The 13838-nt window shown below is 69.3% G+C and carries 17 protein-coding genes; 1 reads left to right on the top strand and 16 read right to left on the bottom strand.

The features are described from left to right. The 6 genes from I5G_RS25890 to I5G_RS22275 form a co-directional block, all read right to left on the bottom strand. A partial coding sequence (locus tag I5G_RS25890) for a DUF6177 family protein (protein WP_022879367.1) occupies positions 1–870 on the bottom strand: 870 nt, incomplete at its 3' end. Continuing rightward, a complete protein-coding gene (locus tag I5G_RS12530) occupies positions 867–1640 on the bottom strand; it encodes an FHA domain-containing protein (RefSeq protein WP_022879366.1) in 774 nt (257 codons plus the stop codon). The genes I5G_RS25890 and I5G_RS12530, both read right to left, overlap by 4 nt. Positions 1641–1747: 107 nt before the next feature. Next, positions 1748–2275: an Imm59 family immunity protein gene (locus I5G_RS22280; RefSeq protein WP_022879365.1), complete on the bottom strand. Its 528-nt coding sequence runs from the start codon at positions 2273–2275 to the stop codon at positions 1748–1750. After that, a complete protein-coding gene (locus I5G_RS12515; protein ID WP_022879364.1) occupies positions 2272–3267 on the bottom strand; it encodes a hypothetical protein in 996 nt (331 codons plus the stop codon). Before I5G_RS12515 ends, I5G_RS22280 begins: the two co-directional genes overlap by 4 nt. After that, a complete protein-coding gene (locus tag I5G_RS12510) occupies positions 3264–3698 on the bottom strand; it encodes a hypothetical protein (protein ID WP_022879363.1) in 435 nt (144 codons plus the stop codon). Before I5G_RS12510 ends, I5G_RS12515 begins: the two co-directional genes overlap by 4 nt. 78 nt (positions 3699–3776) lie before the next feature. Next, positions 3777–4091: a YrhB domain-containing protein gene (locus I5G_RS22275; protein ID WP_022879362.1), complete on the bottom strand. Its 315-nt coding sequence runs from the start codon at positions 4089–4091 to the stop codon at positions 3777–3779. A gap of 144 nt (positions 4092–4235) precedes the next feature. On the opposite strand from I5G_RS22275, the gene I5G_RS12500 reads away from it, so the two are divergent. After that, complete coding sequence (locus I5G_RS12500) at positions 4236–4670, top strand: hypothetical protein (protein ID WP_022879361.1); 435 nt, start codon at positions 4236–4238, stop codon at positions 4668–4670. On the opposite strand, the gene I5G_RS22270 is transcribed toward I5G_RS12500, so the two are convergent. From I5G_RS22270 to I5G_RS12450, 10 genes are all read right to left on the bottom strand, one after another. Then, a complete protein-coding gene (locus I5G_RS22270) occupies positions 4667–4948 on the bottom strand; it encodes a YrhB domain-containing protein (RefSeq protein ID WP_022879360.1) in 282 nt (93 codons plus the stop codon). The two genes, I5G_RS12500 and I5G_RS22270, sit on opposite strands and share 4 nt — an antisense overlap. Before the next feature lie 35 nt (positions 4949–4983). Continuing rightward, positions 4984–5625: an SseB family protein gene (locus I5G_RS12490; protein WP_187288838.1), complete on the bottom strand. Its 642-nt coding sequence runs from the start codon at positions 5623–5625 to the stop codon at positions 4984–4986. Between the two features lie 151 nt (positions 5626–5776). Beyond that, positions 5777–6391, bottom strand: coding sequence for a hypothetical protein (locus I5G_RS12485; RefSeq protein WP_148286488.1), 615 nt, complete (start codon positions 6389–6391; stop codon positions 5777–5779). Beyond that, positions 6375–9632, bottom strand: coding sequence for a hypothetical protein (locus I5G_RS12480; RefSeq protein ID WP_022879357.1), 3258 nt, complete (start codon positions 9630–9632; stop codon positions 6375–6377). Before I5G_RS12480 ends, I5G_RS12485 begins: the two co-directional genes overlap by 17 nt. Continuing rightward, positions 9632–9976 (bottom strand): DUF6507 family protein, encoded by a 345-nt coding sequence (locus I5G_RS12475; protein WP_022879356.1) that lies wholly within the window; start codon positions 9974–9976, stop codon positions 9632–9634. Before I5G_RS12475 ends, I5G_RS12480 begins: the two co-directional genes overlap by 1 nt. A 95-nt stretch (positions 9977–10071) precedes the next feature. Further along, the gene (locus I5G_RS12470; protein ID WP_022879355.1) at positions 10072–10383 is read right to left on the bottom strand and encodes a pore-forming ESAT-6 family protein; all 312 of its coding nucleotides are present in this window, start codon (positions 10381–10383) and stop codon (positions 10072–10074) included. Positions 10384–10403: 20 nt separating this feature from the next. Then, positions 10404–10736, bottom strand: a complete 333-nt coding sequence (locus I5G_RS12465; protein ID WP_022879354.1) for a hypothetical protein — start codon at positions 10734–10736, stop codon at positions 10404–10406. Positions 10737–10858: 122 nt separating this feature from the next. Continuing rightward, positions 10859–11431, bottom strand: a complete 573-nt coding sequence (locus I5G_RS12460; RefSeq protein ID WP_022879353.1) for an HhH-GPD-type base excision DNA repair protein — start codon at positions 11429–11431, stop codon at positions 10859–10861. Between the two features lie 19 nt (positions 11432–11450). Further along, positions 11451–11732, bottom strand: a complete 282-nt coding sequence (locus I5G_RS12455; protein ID WP_022879352.1) for a hypothetical protein — start codon at positions 11730–11732, stop codon at positions 11451–11453. A gap of 722 nt (positions 11733–12454) precedes the next feature. Then, the gene (locus tag I5G_RS12450; protein ID WP_022879351.1) at positions 12455–13777 is read right to left on the bottom strand and encodes a glutamyl-tRNA reductase; all 1323 of its coding nucleotides are present in this window, start codon (positions 13775–13777) and stop codon (positions 12455–12457) included. Positions 13778–13838: the final 61 nt, after the last annotated feature.

The following is a 13838-nucleotide window of genomic DNA, read 5'->3' as shown; positions in this document are numbered from 1 at the left end:
GGCCACGGCCGAGGGCGTCACGTGGATCGGCGCGTTCGACGTCGAGACCGGCCGCGCCGTGCGCGAGATGACCGGGCCCGACGCGCGCATCTTCGTCTGGCTCCTCGGCGGCGCCGACGACCTCGCCGCGAGCGGCAGGCCCACGGTCGCGGCGCGGGCGAGGAGCTCGCGCGCCTCCGCGGTCGCGGTCGCACCGCTCTCGCGGCCGACGCCCGGAACCGCCGCCCACACGCGCGTCGTCTCCTCCAGACCCTCGCTCGTGCGGCCGACCTGCACGGTCGACAGGACCGCACGGTCGCCGCCGCCGACGGCGACCCAGTGGCTGTCGAGCGGGATGCGCCGCCGCGACCGCTCGGTGAGATCGTCGCGGTCCCACGGCGCGAGCAGGGGCTCGACCGCGCCCCACGCGGCCGGTTCCGCCCCGGTGAACAGCGCGACCGCCGCCTCGGCCACGCCCCCGAGCCGCACCGGGCGGGTCACGCGGTGCCGCGTCGACACCGTCGCCACGACCTGGAGAGTGGATGCCACCTGCGCCCGGACGAAGAGGGGATGGACGTTGTCCGTGGTCGGCGCGACCGGGTTCAGCGCGTCGGCAGGCGCGTCGATCCGCACGCCCGTGCGCGCGTCATAGAACCCGTCGGTGCGGGTCCGCACGACCCAGTGCCCCTGGACGGCCGACAGCACCTGCGCCAGCGGCTGCGTCATGCGCGAGAACTCGCCCGTGACGATGATCGGGCGCAGGCCCTCGCTCGCGGTCTTGTGCAGGAAGTCGCTCATCGCGGTCGTGAGGGCGACGATCGGCGCGCGCGTCTCGGTTCCCGCCCAACCGGGGCCGGCGGCATCGAGAAGAGGGTGGGCGACGGTGGTCATGCGGCATCCCGAACGGTCAGAGTGCGGTCACCGATCTCGAGGACGACATCGGTCGGCACAGGCGTGCGCTGGTGAGGCAGGAGCGGAGTCGACGCGCCGGACCCGCGGACGAACGTGCCGTTCGTCGAACCCAGGTCGGTGACCCAGACCTGGCGGCCGTCCCACTCCAGGCGGACGTGCGACTTCGACAGCGTGCGCGACATGTCCGCCCACCGGTACACCTCGGCGGGGGCGTCGGCCGGGGCCGAGGGGTCGCGGCCCAGGACGAGCGCGGTGTCGAGCGTGAGGCGCTCGCCCGAGTCGAGCAGCAGCGTCGGGACCATGCCGCGCCGGGCACGGCTCGGGGCGGCGGTCGGGGTGGCGTCCGGGAACTCGAACGCCGCGATCGCCGGGGCGAACGGGTCGCGGCCCCGGCGGAGGTCGAACATACCGAGCTTGCCGGTGAGCAGGGCGCCGAGCGCCGTCGCGCCCGCAGCCGCACCGGTCGTGCGGCGCACGATACGTGCGTCCACGGTGGCGGCGCCGAGGGTGCGGCCGGTGCGTCCGAGCAGCCGCACGGCGACGGCGAGCAGCGCGATCGCGGCGAGGAGGAACAGCCAGCCGAGGGCGGGTTGACCGGCGACGATGACGATCACCCCGGCCGCCAGCAGCGCCACGGGCATGACGACATCCAGCGCGACGGCCCCGACGACCTGCCCCGCGCCCGCACGCTCGGTGAACACGAGCGGGTCGACGTCGGCCAAGCGCAACGGATCGTGCGTGCTCGTCATCGGGCCTCCCCCTGCTTCCGACCTTCCACCCTATGCGGGACGCTTCCGCGCCGCCGAGATCGGCCATCCCTTGCGTGGATAACCCGCGGGACGGCAGAATCTGCCGTTCAGCGCCGGGTCAGCGGGAGGTATTCGCGCCGCGCGACCATCGCGAAGATCTCTCGCGCGGCGGCATCCGAGATCTCCTCGAGGTCGGAATCCAGGGGAAAGCGGATGCCACGATCCAGGACGCCGCGCGTGTCCGGGGCCCAGGTGTCGACGTCCACGAGGAACTCGTCCACCGGTCCGTGGTCGGTCTCGCGCCGCCGGAACAACCGCGCGGGGACCAGCCGACCGTCGACGCGGAGCTCGCGGACGAAGTAGCGGGGCGCGTTCTCCCGGCGAACCTTTTCGCGCCACGCGGCGACGCTGTTGATCGAGCGGAGCCGCGACAGGAAGTTCTCCAGCGCCGGCTCCTCTTCCGCGAACTCACGGCGCCCCTGCGAGGTGCCGCGCTCGTCCGTCGCGAAGACCACCCACCCGGACTCCGTGCGCTGGATCGCCACGATGTCCGCATCGTTCGTCGCGTCCTCGAACCAGCGGTACCTGCCGAGGCCCTCGGCGCGGATCGTCGCGAGCGCTTCTTCAGGGGTCACGGGGCCTCCTCGCTCCAGCCGAACTCGGCGCGGATATCCGTCCACGCCAGCGGCGCGATCCAACTGAATCGGGCCGCATCCAGGTCGCTCGCAAAGCGCCAGCGGATCTGCCGGTATGTGTCCGTCAGCACGAATCCGGCATCGGGACTCCCGGAAAGCATGAATGAGGCTGCGGGTTCAGCGAGTCCATCGTCCGACAGCGTCACCGCTCTCTGCCGGGGCGCGAGCCCACGCGCGCGCCGGATGTCGTTCGCGAACATCGCGATCAGGAATCGCGCGATGTCTGTCTCGTCGGTCGCCTCGAACGCCACTCCGCGGTCGTCCGATCGCCCCGACTTCCGCACGCGCCATGCACGCCCCATCAGGGTGACCCGAAAAGTCAGCTCGCCGGCCTGTACGACGACCGCGGTATCGGTGCGCGCCACGCTGATGGCGCTCGGCGCCAGGCGGGCCAGCTCGTCCACGGCGCTGAGATTTTTCGAAAGCGGAATGGTCCGCTCGGATGCCATCGAGGCACCGAAGATCGGCGTGACGGTCTCTCGATAGTCCTCGATTTCGGTCAGCGGGACGCGGAACGAGACGCCACCGTTTCCTCCTCGCTGGTCGTGCAGCTCGGCGTGAGGCAGGGAGACCAACGCCTCCCATTCCGGGCTGGAGTAGACGTAGAGGACCGCGCAATAGCCGGTCTCGGACGAGGCGATCGGTGCGTGAATCCTTATCGAGTCGTCGTTCCACATCGATACGAGCGGAATCCAATGCCCGTTGTAGAGGGCCTCCGACGCGACGTCTTCGGCGCTGATAACCGTTGCCAGAGGTACCTGGCGGGAGTCCATCCCCTCGTGGTCGTAGACGAAGAGGTCCTGAATGGGCCCGCCCTCAGCTATCGCCCATGTCGAGGCGAACCAGCCTTCAGACGTTTGGACCCAGGTTCCGGAACTGCGAGCGATGAAACCACCCGTCACGTTCTCCGGAATCGACGGCTGCTCCATCATTCCCGCACCAGGGGAAGTCTCGTCGTTTTCACGCGCACCCTCTCGAGCTCGTACGGCGACACCAGTGCCGACCATCCGTCGTTCTGGTTACCCCTGAGTCCCGCCGCGATCGCGGTGGCAGGCTCGACCCCTTCGTACCGGATCATCACCATTCCACGGCTGAGGCCGCGCCTGACGCGTTCGCCGACGATGACCGGAACGCCGTGCCACCTGGCGGTCACTTTCTGCGCGTAGCGCGCGGAAAGTGCAGTGCGCGGGAGCTTTACCCACGGATCGTGAGGATCGTCATTGAATTCGATCGCATCGGGGAAGTTCTGGTGCGACGGTGCGCCGTCCGTCTGGAGGCGGACGTAGCCGTCTCCTCCGGAGTGGAGCGGGTACCGCTCGCCGCGGTACTCGAGCAGCGTCTGGCTGACGGGCACGTTCGTCATCCGGGTCGATACTCCTCGAGGTCCCGAAGGAGACGGAGGGCGTCCACCGCATCTTCTGCATCCACGATTCTGCGGAACTCACCGATCTGCATCGTGGACCATCCTCTGTATCTGAACATCGGTGTCCTCTTGGGAGCTGAGCGAATACGGTGCGCCGCCATCGCGGGGGACGACGATCGGCATGTTGCCCACCAGCATCTCCGCGAGATCACCGCGCTCCACGTAACCGCGGCCCTGGAAGAAAAAGACCCAATTCGGCCCTGCTTCGACCGGCGAGCCGAGAATAACCCGCGGGATGCCGTCATCCTCGGTCGATCGGGCGAGAAGTCGAAGGGCGATCTGCTCCGCTTCTCGTGCGGAGAGCGGTGGCGCCGGGCGGTTGTCGGGCGTCATGCGTTCTCTCCGCCGACGAGCAGATCGGCGGCTGCCAAATCGCGGTTCCCGCTTTCGTCCATGTCCAATCTTCTCTCCGATACGGCCCGCACCGTGGGTCGCACCACGACGAGGACGCTCCGCGGCTGCCGGGATGATGGATCAATGGCCGATGACGAGATCCTCGAGATGTGGGCGCAGCGGGCCGGATTCTCCAGCCCTCTGCGCCCCGCTGATGCCACACGCGGGTGGTGGAACCCGGAGGCCGCGTTCGCGGTGCGCCGAGTCGCCGATTCTGCCTGGCACGTGGACATCGAAAATCGCGGCACTCGAACGACGGAGGCGTTCCTCGAAACGGAGGAGGACGCGAATCGTTTCCTCCTGATGCGCTTCGGGGTCCTCTGGCGGCTCGAGCAGGGATTTGATGACGGTTTCCGCGCCCAGCCTGATCCCGGCGTCGTCATCAGCGAGGAGGGGGCCGCGTACTGGGTCCGGTGGAACGGCCGGAGCGCTGCGATCGCGGGCAAACGCCAGGCCATCCGATTCAGCCACGTCGTCGACGAATCGCTCGCCCGCATCAGCGCCCGCCTCATGACCTAGCCGGCTGCGGCGAGGCGAGCCATCTGCTCATCGACGGGTTCTGCGCTCGACAGCGTGAAAACGGCGTCGCCGTTCTTCGGGATCACGTAGGGGCCGTTGCCGGCCAGCGCCTGGAAGGCATCGCCATGAACGGCGAATGCTTCGGACTGATACCCCTGCACCCACCACGCGCCGTAGTCGAGCGTCTCTCCCACGAGGACGCAGCGCACGCCGCTGCCGTCCTCCGCGTGTCGGAGGGCGTCGCGCACGATCTCCCGCGCGGACTCTGCATCGATCATGTGAACCTCGTTTCGCGACGATGTGGGAGGGCTGGTCAGCGGCGCTGCAGCGGAACGTAGGTGCGGCGGGCGACCATGTCGAAGACGTCCTGAGCGGCCTCGGGGGAGATCTCCTCGATGTCGGCATCCAGGGGGAAACGGATGGCCTTGTCGACCGTTCCGTGCCGGTCGTCGGCCCACGAGTCGACGTCGAGGAGACGCTCGTCGACCGGCCCCTCCGGAGTGGAGCGGCGGCGGAACACCGAGACCGGGACGACCTGGCCGTCCACCATCTGCTCGCGGATGAAGTAGCGCGTGGACGGTGCCGCGGATGCCTGGCGGAGAGCAGCAAGAGCCGACGGTGGGATCTCCATCGCTCCCGCCGACCCCGGGTTCACGACCAGACCGACCTCGGGGGCAGCGCCGCTGATGAGGAGGCGGCCCGGCAGGAGCAGGGCGCTGCGGCCCTCACCGAATTCTGCCGGGACCTGCTCCGTCGCGGTGAACACGGCGAGGAAGTTCGCCTCGTCGCGGTGTACGACGAGGGGCTCGATCGCCGTCGGATCGGGCGTTCCGTCGACGAGAACGGCCAACTCGGCTTCCACGAGAGCCGGTCCCAGCCGCTCAGACGGCAGCTCGCCGGACCGCACCAACCTCATGGTGACTTCGAGGTCGTTCTCGGGGCGAGGCTCTGTCATGTCGGGTTCCTTCGCCACCTGGTAGCTCCGCACGTGCTCCAGCGGATCGTCGTCACTTCTCATGCATCAGGCAAGTCCTCGTGCCGTGGAGGAGTGGGGGTCGCAAGTCGGACGAAACCGTGCCGAGAGCGCTCCGGGAAGCCCCCACTTCTCACCGGGGCGCCGCGGTCGACCTGAAGGGAACGTACTCGCGTGCGCGCACCATCTCCTCGAACTCTGCCGCCGCAGCGGCTGTGACCTCTTCGAGGTCTGATTCGAGCGAGAACGCGAAGAAGTTGTGGATCTGACGCCGAGTGTCTGGCCGCCACTCACCGACGTCCTTGAGGACCTCGTCGACGATGGCTCCTTCGGCCGTGCGCCGTCGGTAGAGAGCGACGGGAATAGGGGTGGCGCCTTCACCGCCATAACGCACGAAGTACCGGGGGGCGTCGATGCCTGATTCGATCCCCAACCACCGGAGACGAAAGAACCAACGAGAGGCGAGAGCGTCAATCGCAGCAGACGATAGGTTGGGTCGGGCCGCCGCCAGCCGACTTTTGTATGTGGAGGCCCCTCCGTCGGAGTAGGTGCTGAGATCCGAGATGGTCAGATCGTCGGATGCCGCGATTGCGTCATACACGCCGGCGAGCAGAGCGTCCGGGTCAACCGAGTGGGTCCTCGCGAGGTCGGCGACGGCGTTCTCGTCGGCGAGGGGCATCTTGGCTGTCGGCCAGCCGAGCAATGCGGTTACCGCCGCTGACAAGAGCGAGTCATCGTTCGTAGACATGGAGAGGCCTTCCGGTTTGTGCGTCGATGACGGTGATCCTGGTCACTGCTTCATTCTCGATCAGGCGCGGGAATTCATATAGGTTCCACACGGACCCCGGCCGAACGTCACCGATGTAAGCGAACACGTGTCCCCGCGCATTCTCCGCAATGGCGGATGACACGGCGCGCCACGTCTCCGTGGTCGACGGCAGCGACCAGTCGGAAGGCATCGCATCCGCCAGACCCTGGTGCTCAAGCATCTGCTCGAGCGTGGACCGTTCGTACGACGATGCGACGACGCGAGCGCCATCCATGGAAGACACGAAGTCTTCGCCGACGGTGACTCGACCCGACCAGAAGACTGCCCCGTCCGAGGGCGAGGAAGGTTGGAACTCTTGGACGATCGAGTGGTCGATGAGCGAATCGTCCAATGGGGTTCGCGAGATATCGGCCGGGAACGCTTCAGCCGGGACGTGAGCGGTGACATCGACGAAACCTGTGCCCGGCATGATGTCCGGCCAACTGATCGCATCGGCTCCGACGGGGTGCGGCACGGCCGCGAAGCGCTCGTTCATCGCGGATTCGAGCTCGGCGCGCGTGGCGTCGTCGGTTCCGGGAAGCCGGGCGGCCTCGTACTCCACGTGCGAGTCCATCTTCGCGTCGAAGCTGGCATCGGTGTGGAACTGCACCTCGATCTTTCGGTTTCCTACCGGATCGAACCATGTGCTGTTGATGCCCTGGTAACCGTCCGCGCCCCAGGAATTTTTCAGCTTCCCGTAGGGAACGAGACCGTCTGACTGCAGGTCGTGAAGCATGCGGGGGACGGCCGAACCATAGCTGCTGTCGGGAACCACGACCGTGTAGCGAACGCTGTCCTTGATCGTCCCGAGAACCTTCTCCATGGGCACACCAGGAGCGAAGTCCGCGAGTTCGGTCGCAACTTTGCGATAGAGCGACTCGTCGCCCTTGAGTCGATACTCCAGTCCCTCCAGCCTGGCCTCGGGGAACGTGGAACGGAGATCCTGCATGATGCCTGTCAGCCGCGGCTCGGCTCCCCGGGATCCGGTGAGGTACTGGTCGACGAACGCCTTCTGGTCTGAGGAAAGCGTGAGCTGAGGATCCTCCGCGCTCCGCCACGCCACGTCGGTGTCGGCCGGAGACGGAACTGCTCCATCGGTGTCGGCGTGCACGCCTGGCGCGGCCTCGCCATCCCCCGGCGTCGCGGTTCCATCGGTCATGGTGTCATCGCCACGGTGCACATCCTGCGAGACGTCCGTGTGGTCGCCGTGCGTCGAGCCGTCGTCGGCACGACCTGCGTGCGCACCCTCGTCGCCGCGACCCGCGCCGTCATCGCCGCGACCGTCACCGCCGGCGTCGTCCCCGCGGCCGAGTCCCCCGCCGCCGTTGCCCGCGTCCTCGCCACGGCCCAGGCCACCGCCGCTCCCGGTGTCGGAGCCACCGTGGCCGCCGCTCTCGCCGCCGGCGTGGCTGCTGCCGCCGCCGGTCTCGGTCGAGGGCTCGCGCACGACCGTCGACTCACCCGCGCCGCCGGTCTCCGTGCGGACGGGGGCATCCTCGACGATCGAGTTCACTGGACCGGGGCCCGTCTCGCCGCGAACGCCGCCGGCCGAGACGAGCTCGGGCTCGCGTACGGGCGCCGCCACACCGGCATCCGCTCCGCCGTCGGTGCGCACGGGCACGTCGCCGCCGCCCACGCCGTCGAACGACCCGGCGGGCATCTCGATGCGGCCGGACGGGATGGCATCCGTCGGCGGGAATTCGTAGACCGGGATGCCGTCCTCGACACGCGCCGTGACGCTGTTGAGGTCGACACCGGCGTCGTCGAGAGCGCGCAGCGCCGAGCTCGCGTCGTCGGCGACGAAGGGCATGTCGGGAGTGTTGAGGTGGAAACCGCCGGTGGCATCCGTGCCGAGGCGTCCGATGATGCCGTCGAGACCCTTCAGCCCGGCCCCGCCGAGCTTCATCGCGCCGTTCATGGCGAAGGCGGCGGGATCGACGAAGTCGGCCACCTTCGCGATCTTGGAGACGACGGATGCCGCGGTCGACGCGGTCTTCACACCGGCCACCGCCGCGCCGCCGACCGGGATCAACGCCGTGCCGACGTTGAAGACCGACTCGCCGAGCGCAGTGCCGGGGTCGTCCTGCCACTTGTCCCAGGCGATCAGCGCCTTGCCGGTGTTGACTGCGGCCTCGTCGGCCTGCTTCTTGAAGTCGCGCACCTCTTGCGGGAGGAAGCCGCCCATGCCCATCGACTGCATGAGCGTGTCGGACTGGAAGATCGGCGCGAGCACGCCCGTGTTCGCGGCTCCGGCGAACAGGAGCATGCCGAGGTTGCCCCACGCTGCTCCGTACGCGTCGCCGGAGAAGAAGTCGCCCGTCTCGGGGTTGTATCCGAGCACCAGCGTGCCGAGACCCGTGATCGTGCCCCAGACGCCGCCGACGGCGATGCCCTCCCAGAGGAAGTCCTTGAAGACGAACTTCGCGGTGGCTTCTCCGCAGCCCTCGGTGCGCTCGACCTCGGCGCCCCACGGCATCTCGGTGCCCTCGGGGATCTCCGACAGGCCGTAGCCCAGCGCATCGTCTTCGGAGGTCGCGGCGTGCAGCGGCTGGGCGCCGTAGAGCGCGCGGATGCGGTTCGCGCACGCCCGTTCGGCCTCCCACAGCTTCACCTGCTGGGCGTTCACCGCGGACAGCAACTCGTTGTTGCGGTCCACGTACTCCTGGACCTCGTGCCACTCCTTCGTGACCGTGCGGTACTTGTCGGGCATCGCCGTGCTCGTCGACGACGTCGTCGAGGAGCCCCACGAACCCTGATAGGTCGGTGTCGCCGTCGCCCCGCCGTACGGGGACTGCGCGGCCGTCCACGCCGGGTTGATCTCCTGCACGCGGACGCCGCCCTGGATCGAGTCGACGAACGTCTTCGCCTGCGCGCGCAGGGAGTCGAGTTCGGCCTTGATCGGACGCACGTCCGCGGCGAACGCGGTCAGCGCCGCGGAGACCTCGGCGAGGTTGTCGCTGACCTGCGTGGCCTGCGAACTCACAGGGGCCATCAGCCCCAGCAGGGTCGGGGACTCGGGGGCCTCGTATACCCCCGCCATGCCCTGCCACTTGAACTGCACGTTGGAGCCGTGCTCCGACACCTGGCCGGAGATCGTGCTCACCGTTGCGGCGTTGGTCTCGATGGCATCCGGGTCGATCTTCTCGCCCGGAATTGCGGTGTAGTCGATCGGATCCGGCATCACATCACCCCGTGCGGAAGAGTGGGCGGGTACACGGCGGCGACGGCCGCGGACTGCGCGTTCGCCGCCATCTCCATGTCGCCCGCGACGTAGGCCTCGGTGGCGGAGACGACGCCCTGCGCCGCCGCGCCGATGCGGGCGCTCATCCCCTGGATGCGAGGGCTCTCCTCCTGCTGGAAGTAGCTCTGCACCGCCTCGGAGATCGCGCCCGACTGGGTTGCGGTCACGGCCCCCTCGAGCGCCGGACCGAGGGACTGCAGCGCCGTGCCGAGTGCCTCGGCATCCACGTTGACGTCCTTCAGCACGGCTACGACGCCGGATGGCTGAATGCTCCAACTGGTCATCGCCGGAACCCCTTCATGTCCTCATCCGCGCGGCCCCGCGCGCGGCCACCACCGACGCCGGGCGCGCGAGGCACCCGGCGTTCAGCGGCGAATCGTCAGCCGATCGACTCCACCGCCGCGCGAGCCTTGCTCAGCGCGGTCTGGGCGGACTCATCGTTGCGCTCGAGCGACGAACGGAGCGTCTGGATGATGCCGCGCACCTCGGCGGCGGCGTTCTTCCAGCGGAGTTCCTTGCCGCGGTAGTCCTCGGACACCCCGTCGGCGGAGTAGTCGGACATCGCGGCCTGGACGTCGCGGTCGCGCTGGTCGATCAGCGACTCGAGCTGCGAAGCGACGCGGTTGAAGTTGTCCTGAGCGTTCTGCGAGGCCGCGATCGAGTAATCGCGGCGGTCTCCTTGGTTCACCATGAGTCAGTCCTTTCCGATTCTCAACGGCTGCCGAAGCGCGCGGCGTCGAACGACGATCCGGCTTCGAGGCTCGTGGTCTGGTCGACCATGGACGACTCGCCCTCCTGGAAGGAGCGGTCCATGCCGGAGATGCCGCCGAGCACGCCGTCGAGGGCGAGCTTCAACTCGGCCGAGATCGCGTCGGTGCGCGACTTGAAACGGTCGAACGCGGCACGACCCGCGCCCTGGAACTGTCCCTCGAGCGGCTCGGCCGCCTCCAGCAGCTGGCGGACCAGCAGCGACAGCTCATCACTCGAACCCGAGGTGGCCTTACCCAGCACACCCAGAGTGTCGGAACCCATTGCGAACTTCACGAGAGCCCACCCTTCGATCGCGAATCAACCTGCAACGAACCCTGAAACCCTAACCACGGGGCACGCGTCGCGGAACGAAGATGAGAGAACTCTCCTTTTTCTCCCCCATGGTGTAGGAGGGGTCAGCTGCCCGCTCTCGCCGCTGCCTTCGCGGCGCGCTTGTACTCTCGGACCTTCGTGAGCGACTCCGGGCTGGTGATGTCGGCGACCGACCGGAACGAGCCGTCTTCGCCGTACGGAGACGAGGCTTCACGCCACCCTGAGCCGTCATACCCGTACTGCTTGCCCAGCAGCGCCAGGAAGATCTTGGCCTTCTGCTCGCCGAAGCCGGGCAGCGCCTTGAGCCGCTTCAGCACGGTCACGCCGTCCGGGTCGTCGCGGGTCCACAGCTGCGCGGCATCCCCGCCCCAGTCCTGCTCGATCGCGGTGCACAGCGACTGCACCCGCGCGGCCATCGAACCAGGGAACCGGTGCACCGCGGGCGACTGCGAGAACGCCGCGGCGAACGCCTCGGGATCCTCGTGCGCCAGGGTCGTGGCATCCACCGATCCGATCCGCTCCTGGATCTTGAGCGGCCCCGCGAACGCCGTCTCCATCGCCACCTGCTGGTCGAGCAGCATGCCGATCAGCAGCGCGAGGGGGTTCGTCGACAGCAGCTCGTCGGCGGCCGGGTCGTCGGTGATGTGCAGGCTCATGCCGCCATTCTCCCGCGGGTCACGCGCGAGCGGCGATCCACTTCTCGGCGAAGGGCACGGCATCCAGGTCGTGCAGATCGCCCGTGATCTCGCTGAGTTGGCGCTCGAAATCCTCGACGCTGCCGGGCTTCAGCCGTCTCACGACCGATCCGTCGATGCGGCGGATCACGACCTCGCTTGTCGACGGCGCGTCCGAGCCCGCATCGAGCAGTCCCATCGCGACCGTGGCGACCCACCGCAGGCCGTTGCGGCGGCGGTCCTCACCGGCGACGCGGTACACCTCGGATGCGGGAGTGCTCATGCGTACATCCTGCCGGGTCCGCCGGGTGGTTCGCGGGGCGGGGGCGGGGAGAGCGGCGGCGGCGGTGCGCGGTGGTGAGCGGAGGGGATTCGGTGGGGGGAGGGCGGATGCCGGGGTTTTGGTCCTCCGCTCGTCGCAAGTCCTCCGCTGGGCACCGCGTGTCGGTCCTGGTGACGGGCGGAGGAGATTCGGGGAGGGGAGGACGGATGCCGGGGTTGTGGTCCTCCGCTCGCCCCAAGTCCTCCGTTGGTCACCGCGCGCCGCGGCGGGAGGAGCGGCCTGCGCGCCGCCCCGGTGATGGGCGGAGGGGATTCGGGGAGGGGAGGGTGGATGCCGGGGTTTCGGTCCTCCGCTCGGCCCAAGTCCTCCGTTGGTCACCGCGCGCAGTGGCGCGGGGCCAGCGGTCCGCGTGCTGCCTGGTGATGAGCGGAGGGGATTCGGGGAGGGGAGGGTGGATGCCGGGGTTTCGGTCCTCCGCTCGGCCCAAGTCCTCCGCTGGTTATCGCGCGCAGTGGCGCGGGGCCAGCGGTCCGCGTGCTGCCTGGTGATGAGCGGAGGAGATTCGGGGAGGGGAGGGTGGATGCCGGGGTTTCAGTCCTCCGCTCGCCGAGAGTCCTCCGCTGGTCACCGCGTGCCGCGGCGCGAAGCCGCAACGCGAAGCAGCGGCGCGAAGCAGCAACGCGAAGCAGTAACGCGAAGCCGCAGCGGAAAAGCCGCAGCGCTCAGCCGGCGTCGGCGACGCGCGCGGCGGGCGCCTCCGGCGGCACCTCGATGCCGAACAGCGCGGACAGCGCGGTCACGTACTCGTCGCCGCGGCCGGATTCGGCCAGCTCGTGCGCGCGGGTCGTGGGGGTGTGGAGCAGGACGCCGACGAGGTGCCGCAGCGCCGCCTCGGTCTGTCCGCCCTCGTCGCCGCGGGCGCGGACCCGGGCGACCTCGGTGTCCAGGACGCCGAAGACGTGCGCGCGGAGCGCCACGACGGCGGGCGTGATGTTCTTGCGCTCGCCCACGGAGGCGAAGCGGCGTGCGGCATCGCGGACGAGGTCGCGCGCGGCATCCGTCGCCTGAAGCTCCTCGAGGGGAGCGTGGAGGCGGATGGTCTCGAGGTCGAGCAGGTCGACGCCGGGGACGGTGGCGACGTCGGGGTCGACGTTGCGCGGCAGGCCGAGGTCGATGACGAGGCGGCGGCCGGTGTGGTCGACGGGGCAGCCGGCCGAGGCCGGGGCGGTCGCTTCGGCGGCGGTGCGTCCGGCGGCGAAGGTCGCGGCGCTCACGACGTGGTTCTCGCTCGTCGTGCACGTGATCACGAGGTCGGCGTGCGCGACGGCGGCGGGGAACGTCTCGGCCGAGACGGCGCGCAGCCCGTGCTTGGTGGCGAACTTCGCGGCGCGGCCCGAGGGGGAGTAGACGGAGATGTTCTCGGCGCCCTGGTCGCGGAGTGCCGCGACGGTCGCCGCGGCGTACGCGCCCGTGCCGACGAGCAGCACGCGCTGCGTGGACCAGTCGGCGATGCGGCTGTCGGCGAGCTCGAGGCCGAGGCGCACGAGCGAGCGCCCGGCGCGGCCGATGGCGGTGGCGTTCTTCACGCCGCGCTGCGCCTCGGACGCGCGCTGGAACAGACGCTCCAGTTCGCCCGACGTGGTGCCGAGCTGACGCGATTCGGTGAGCGCGCGGCGCACCTGGCCGGCGATCTCGCCCTCGCCGACGACGACGGATTCGAGACCGGATGCCACCGAGAACAGGTGCTCGGCGACGTCGCCGCCGCCCAGCACGGTGTAGGAGCCCTCGAGCTCGCTCGCGGGCACGCCGGTGGCCGCCTCGATGGCGCTCAGCGTGGCCTCCACGCCCACGGCGACGGCGGCCGTGACGGGCTCGTCCATGTCGACGTAGGCCTCGAAGCGGTTGCAGGTGGCCACGACGACCGCTCCCTGCACGCATTCGTCGTGCGCGGCGATCAGGGGGGCGACGGGGGTGGTGGGTACGCTGAGCCGCTCGAGGAGGTCGAAGGACGCGGTCTTGTGACTCGCGCTCACGCAGAGCAGCACGGAAAGATTCTACGCCCGCCTTCCTCGGGGTCCTCCGGGTCGCTCCTCGACGTCGAGGCAT

Origin of the sequence: Microbacterium sp. B19, from assembly GCF_000333395.1 — a bacterium.
Lineage (GTDB): Bacteria > Actinomycetota > Actinomycetes > Actinomycetales > Microbacteriaceae > Microbacterium.
The sequence above is the reverse complement of the archived record's forward strand: the minus strand, read 5'-3'. Positions and strand labels throughout refer to the sequence as shown.

What these genes read in the sequence shown, in the direction of transcription:
- I5G_RS12530 (WP_022879366.1), bottom strand. Translation starts at nt 1,640, where the DNA reads ATGACGAGCACGCACGATCCGTTGCGCTTGGCCGACGTCGACCCGCTC.
- I5G_RS12515 (WP_022879364.1), bottom strand. Translation starts at nt 3,267, where the DNA reads ATGATGGAGCAGCCGTCGATTCCGGAGAACGTGACGGGTGGTTTCATC.
- I5G_RS12510 (WP_022879363.1), bottom strand. Translation starts at nt 3,698, where the DNA reads ATGACGAACGTGCCCGTCAGCCAGACGCTGCTCGAGTACCGCGGCGAG.
- I5G_RS22275 (WP_022879362.1), bottom strand. Translation starts at nt 4,091, where the DNA reads ATGACGCCCGACAACCGCCCGGCGCCACCGCTCTCCGCACGAGAAGCG.
- I5G_RS12500 (WP_022879361.1), top strand. Translation starts at nt 4,236, where the DNA reads ATGGCCGATGACGAGATCCTCGAGATGTGGGCGCAGCGGGCCGGATTC.
- I5G_RS22270 (WP_022879360.1), bottom strand. Translation starts at nt 4,948, where the DNA reads ATGATCGATGCAGAGTCCGCGCGGGAGATCGTGCGCGACGCCCTCCGA.
- I5G_RS12490 (WP_187288838.1), bottom strand. Translation starts at nt 5,625, where the DNA reads ATGACAGAGCCTCGCCCCGAGAACGACCTCGAAGTCACCATGAGGTTG.
- I5G_RS12485 (WP_148286488.1), bottom strand. Translation starts at nt 6,391, where the DNA reads ATGTCTACGAACGATGACTCGCTCTTGTCAGCGGCGGTAACCGCATTG.
- I5G_RS12480 (WP_022879357.1), bottom strand. Translation starts at nt 9,632, where the DNA reads ATGCCGGATCCGATCGACTACACCGCAATTCCGGGCGAGAAGATCGAC.
- I5G_RS12475 (WP_022879356.1), bottom strand. Translation starts at nt 9,976, where the DNA reads ATGACCAGTTGGAGCATTCAGCCATCCGGCGTCGTAGCCGTGCTGAAG.
- I5G_RS12470 (WP_022879355.1), bottom strand. Translation starts at nt 10,383, where the DNA reads ATGGTGAACCAAGGAGACCGCCGCGATTACTCGATCGCGGCCTCGCAG.
- I5G_RS12460 (WP_022879353.1), bottom strand. Translation starts at nt 11,431, where the DNA reads ATGAGCCTGCACATCACCGACGACCCGGCCGCCGACGAGCTGCTGTCG.
- I5G_RS12455 (WP_022879352.1), bottom strand. Translation starts at nt 11,732, where the DNA reads ATGAGCACTCCCGCATCCGAGGTGTACCGCGTCGCCGGTGAGGACCGC.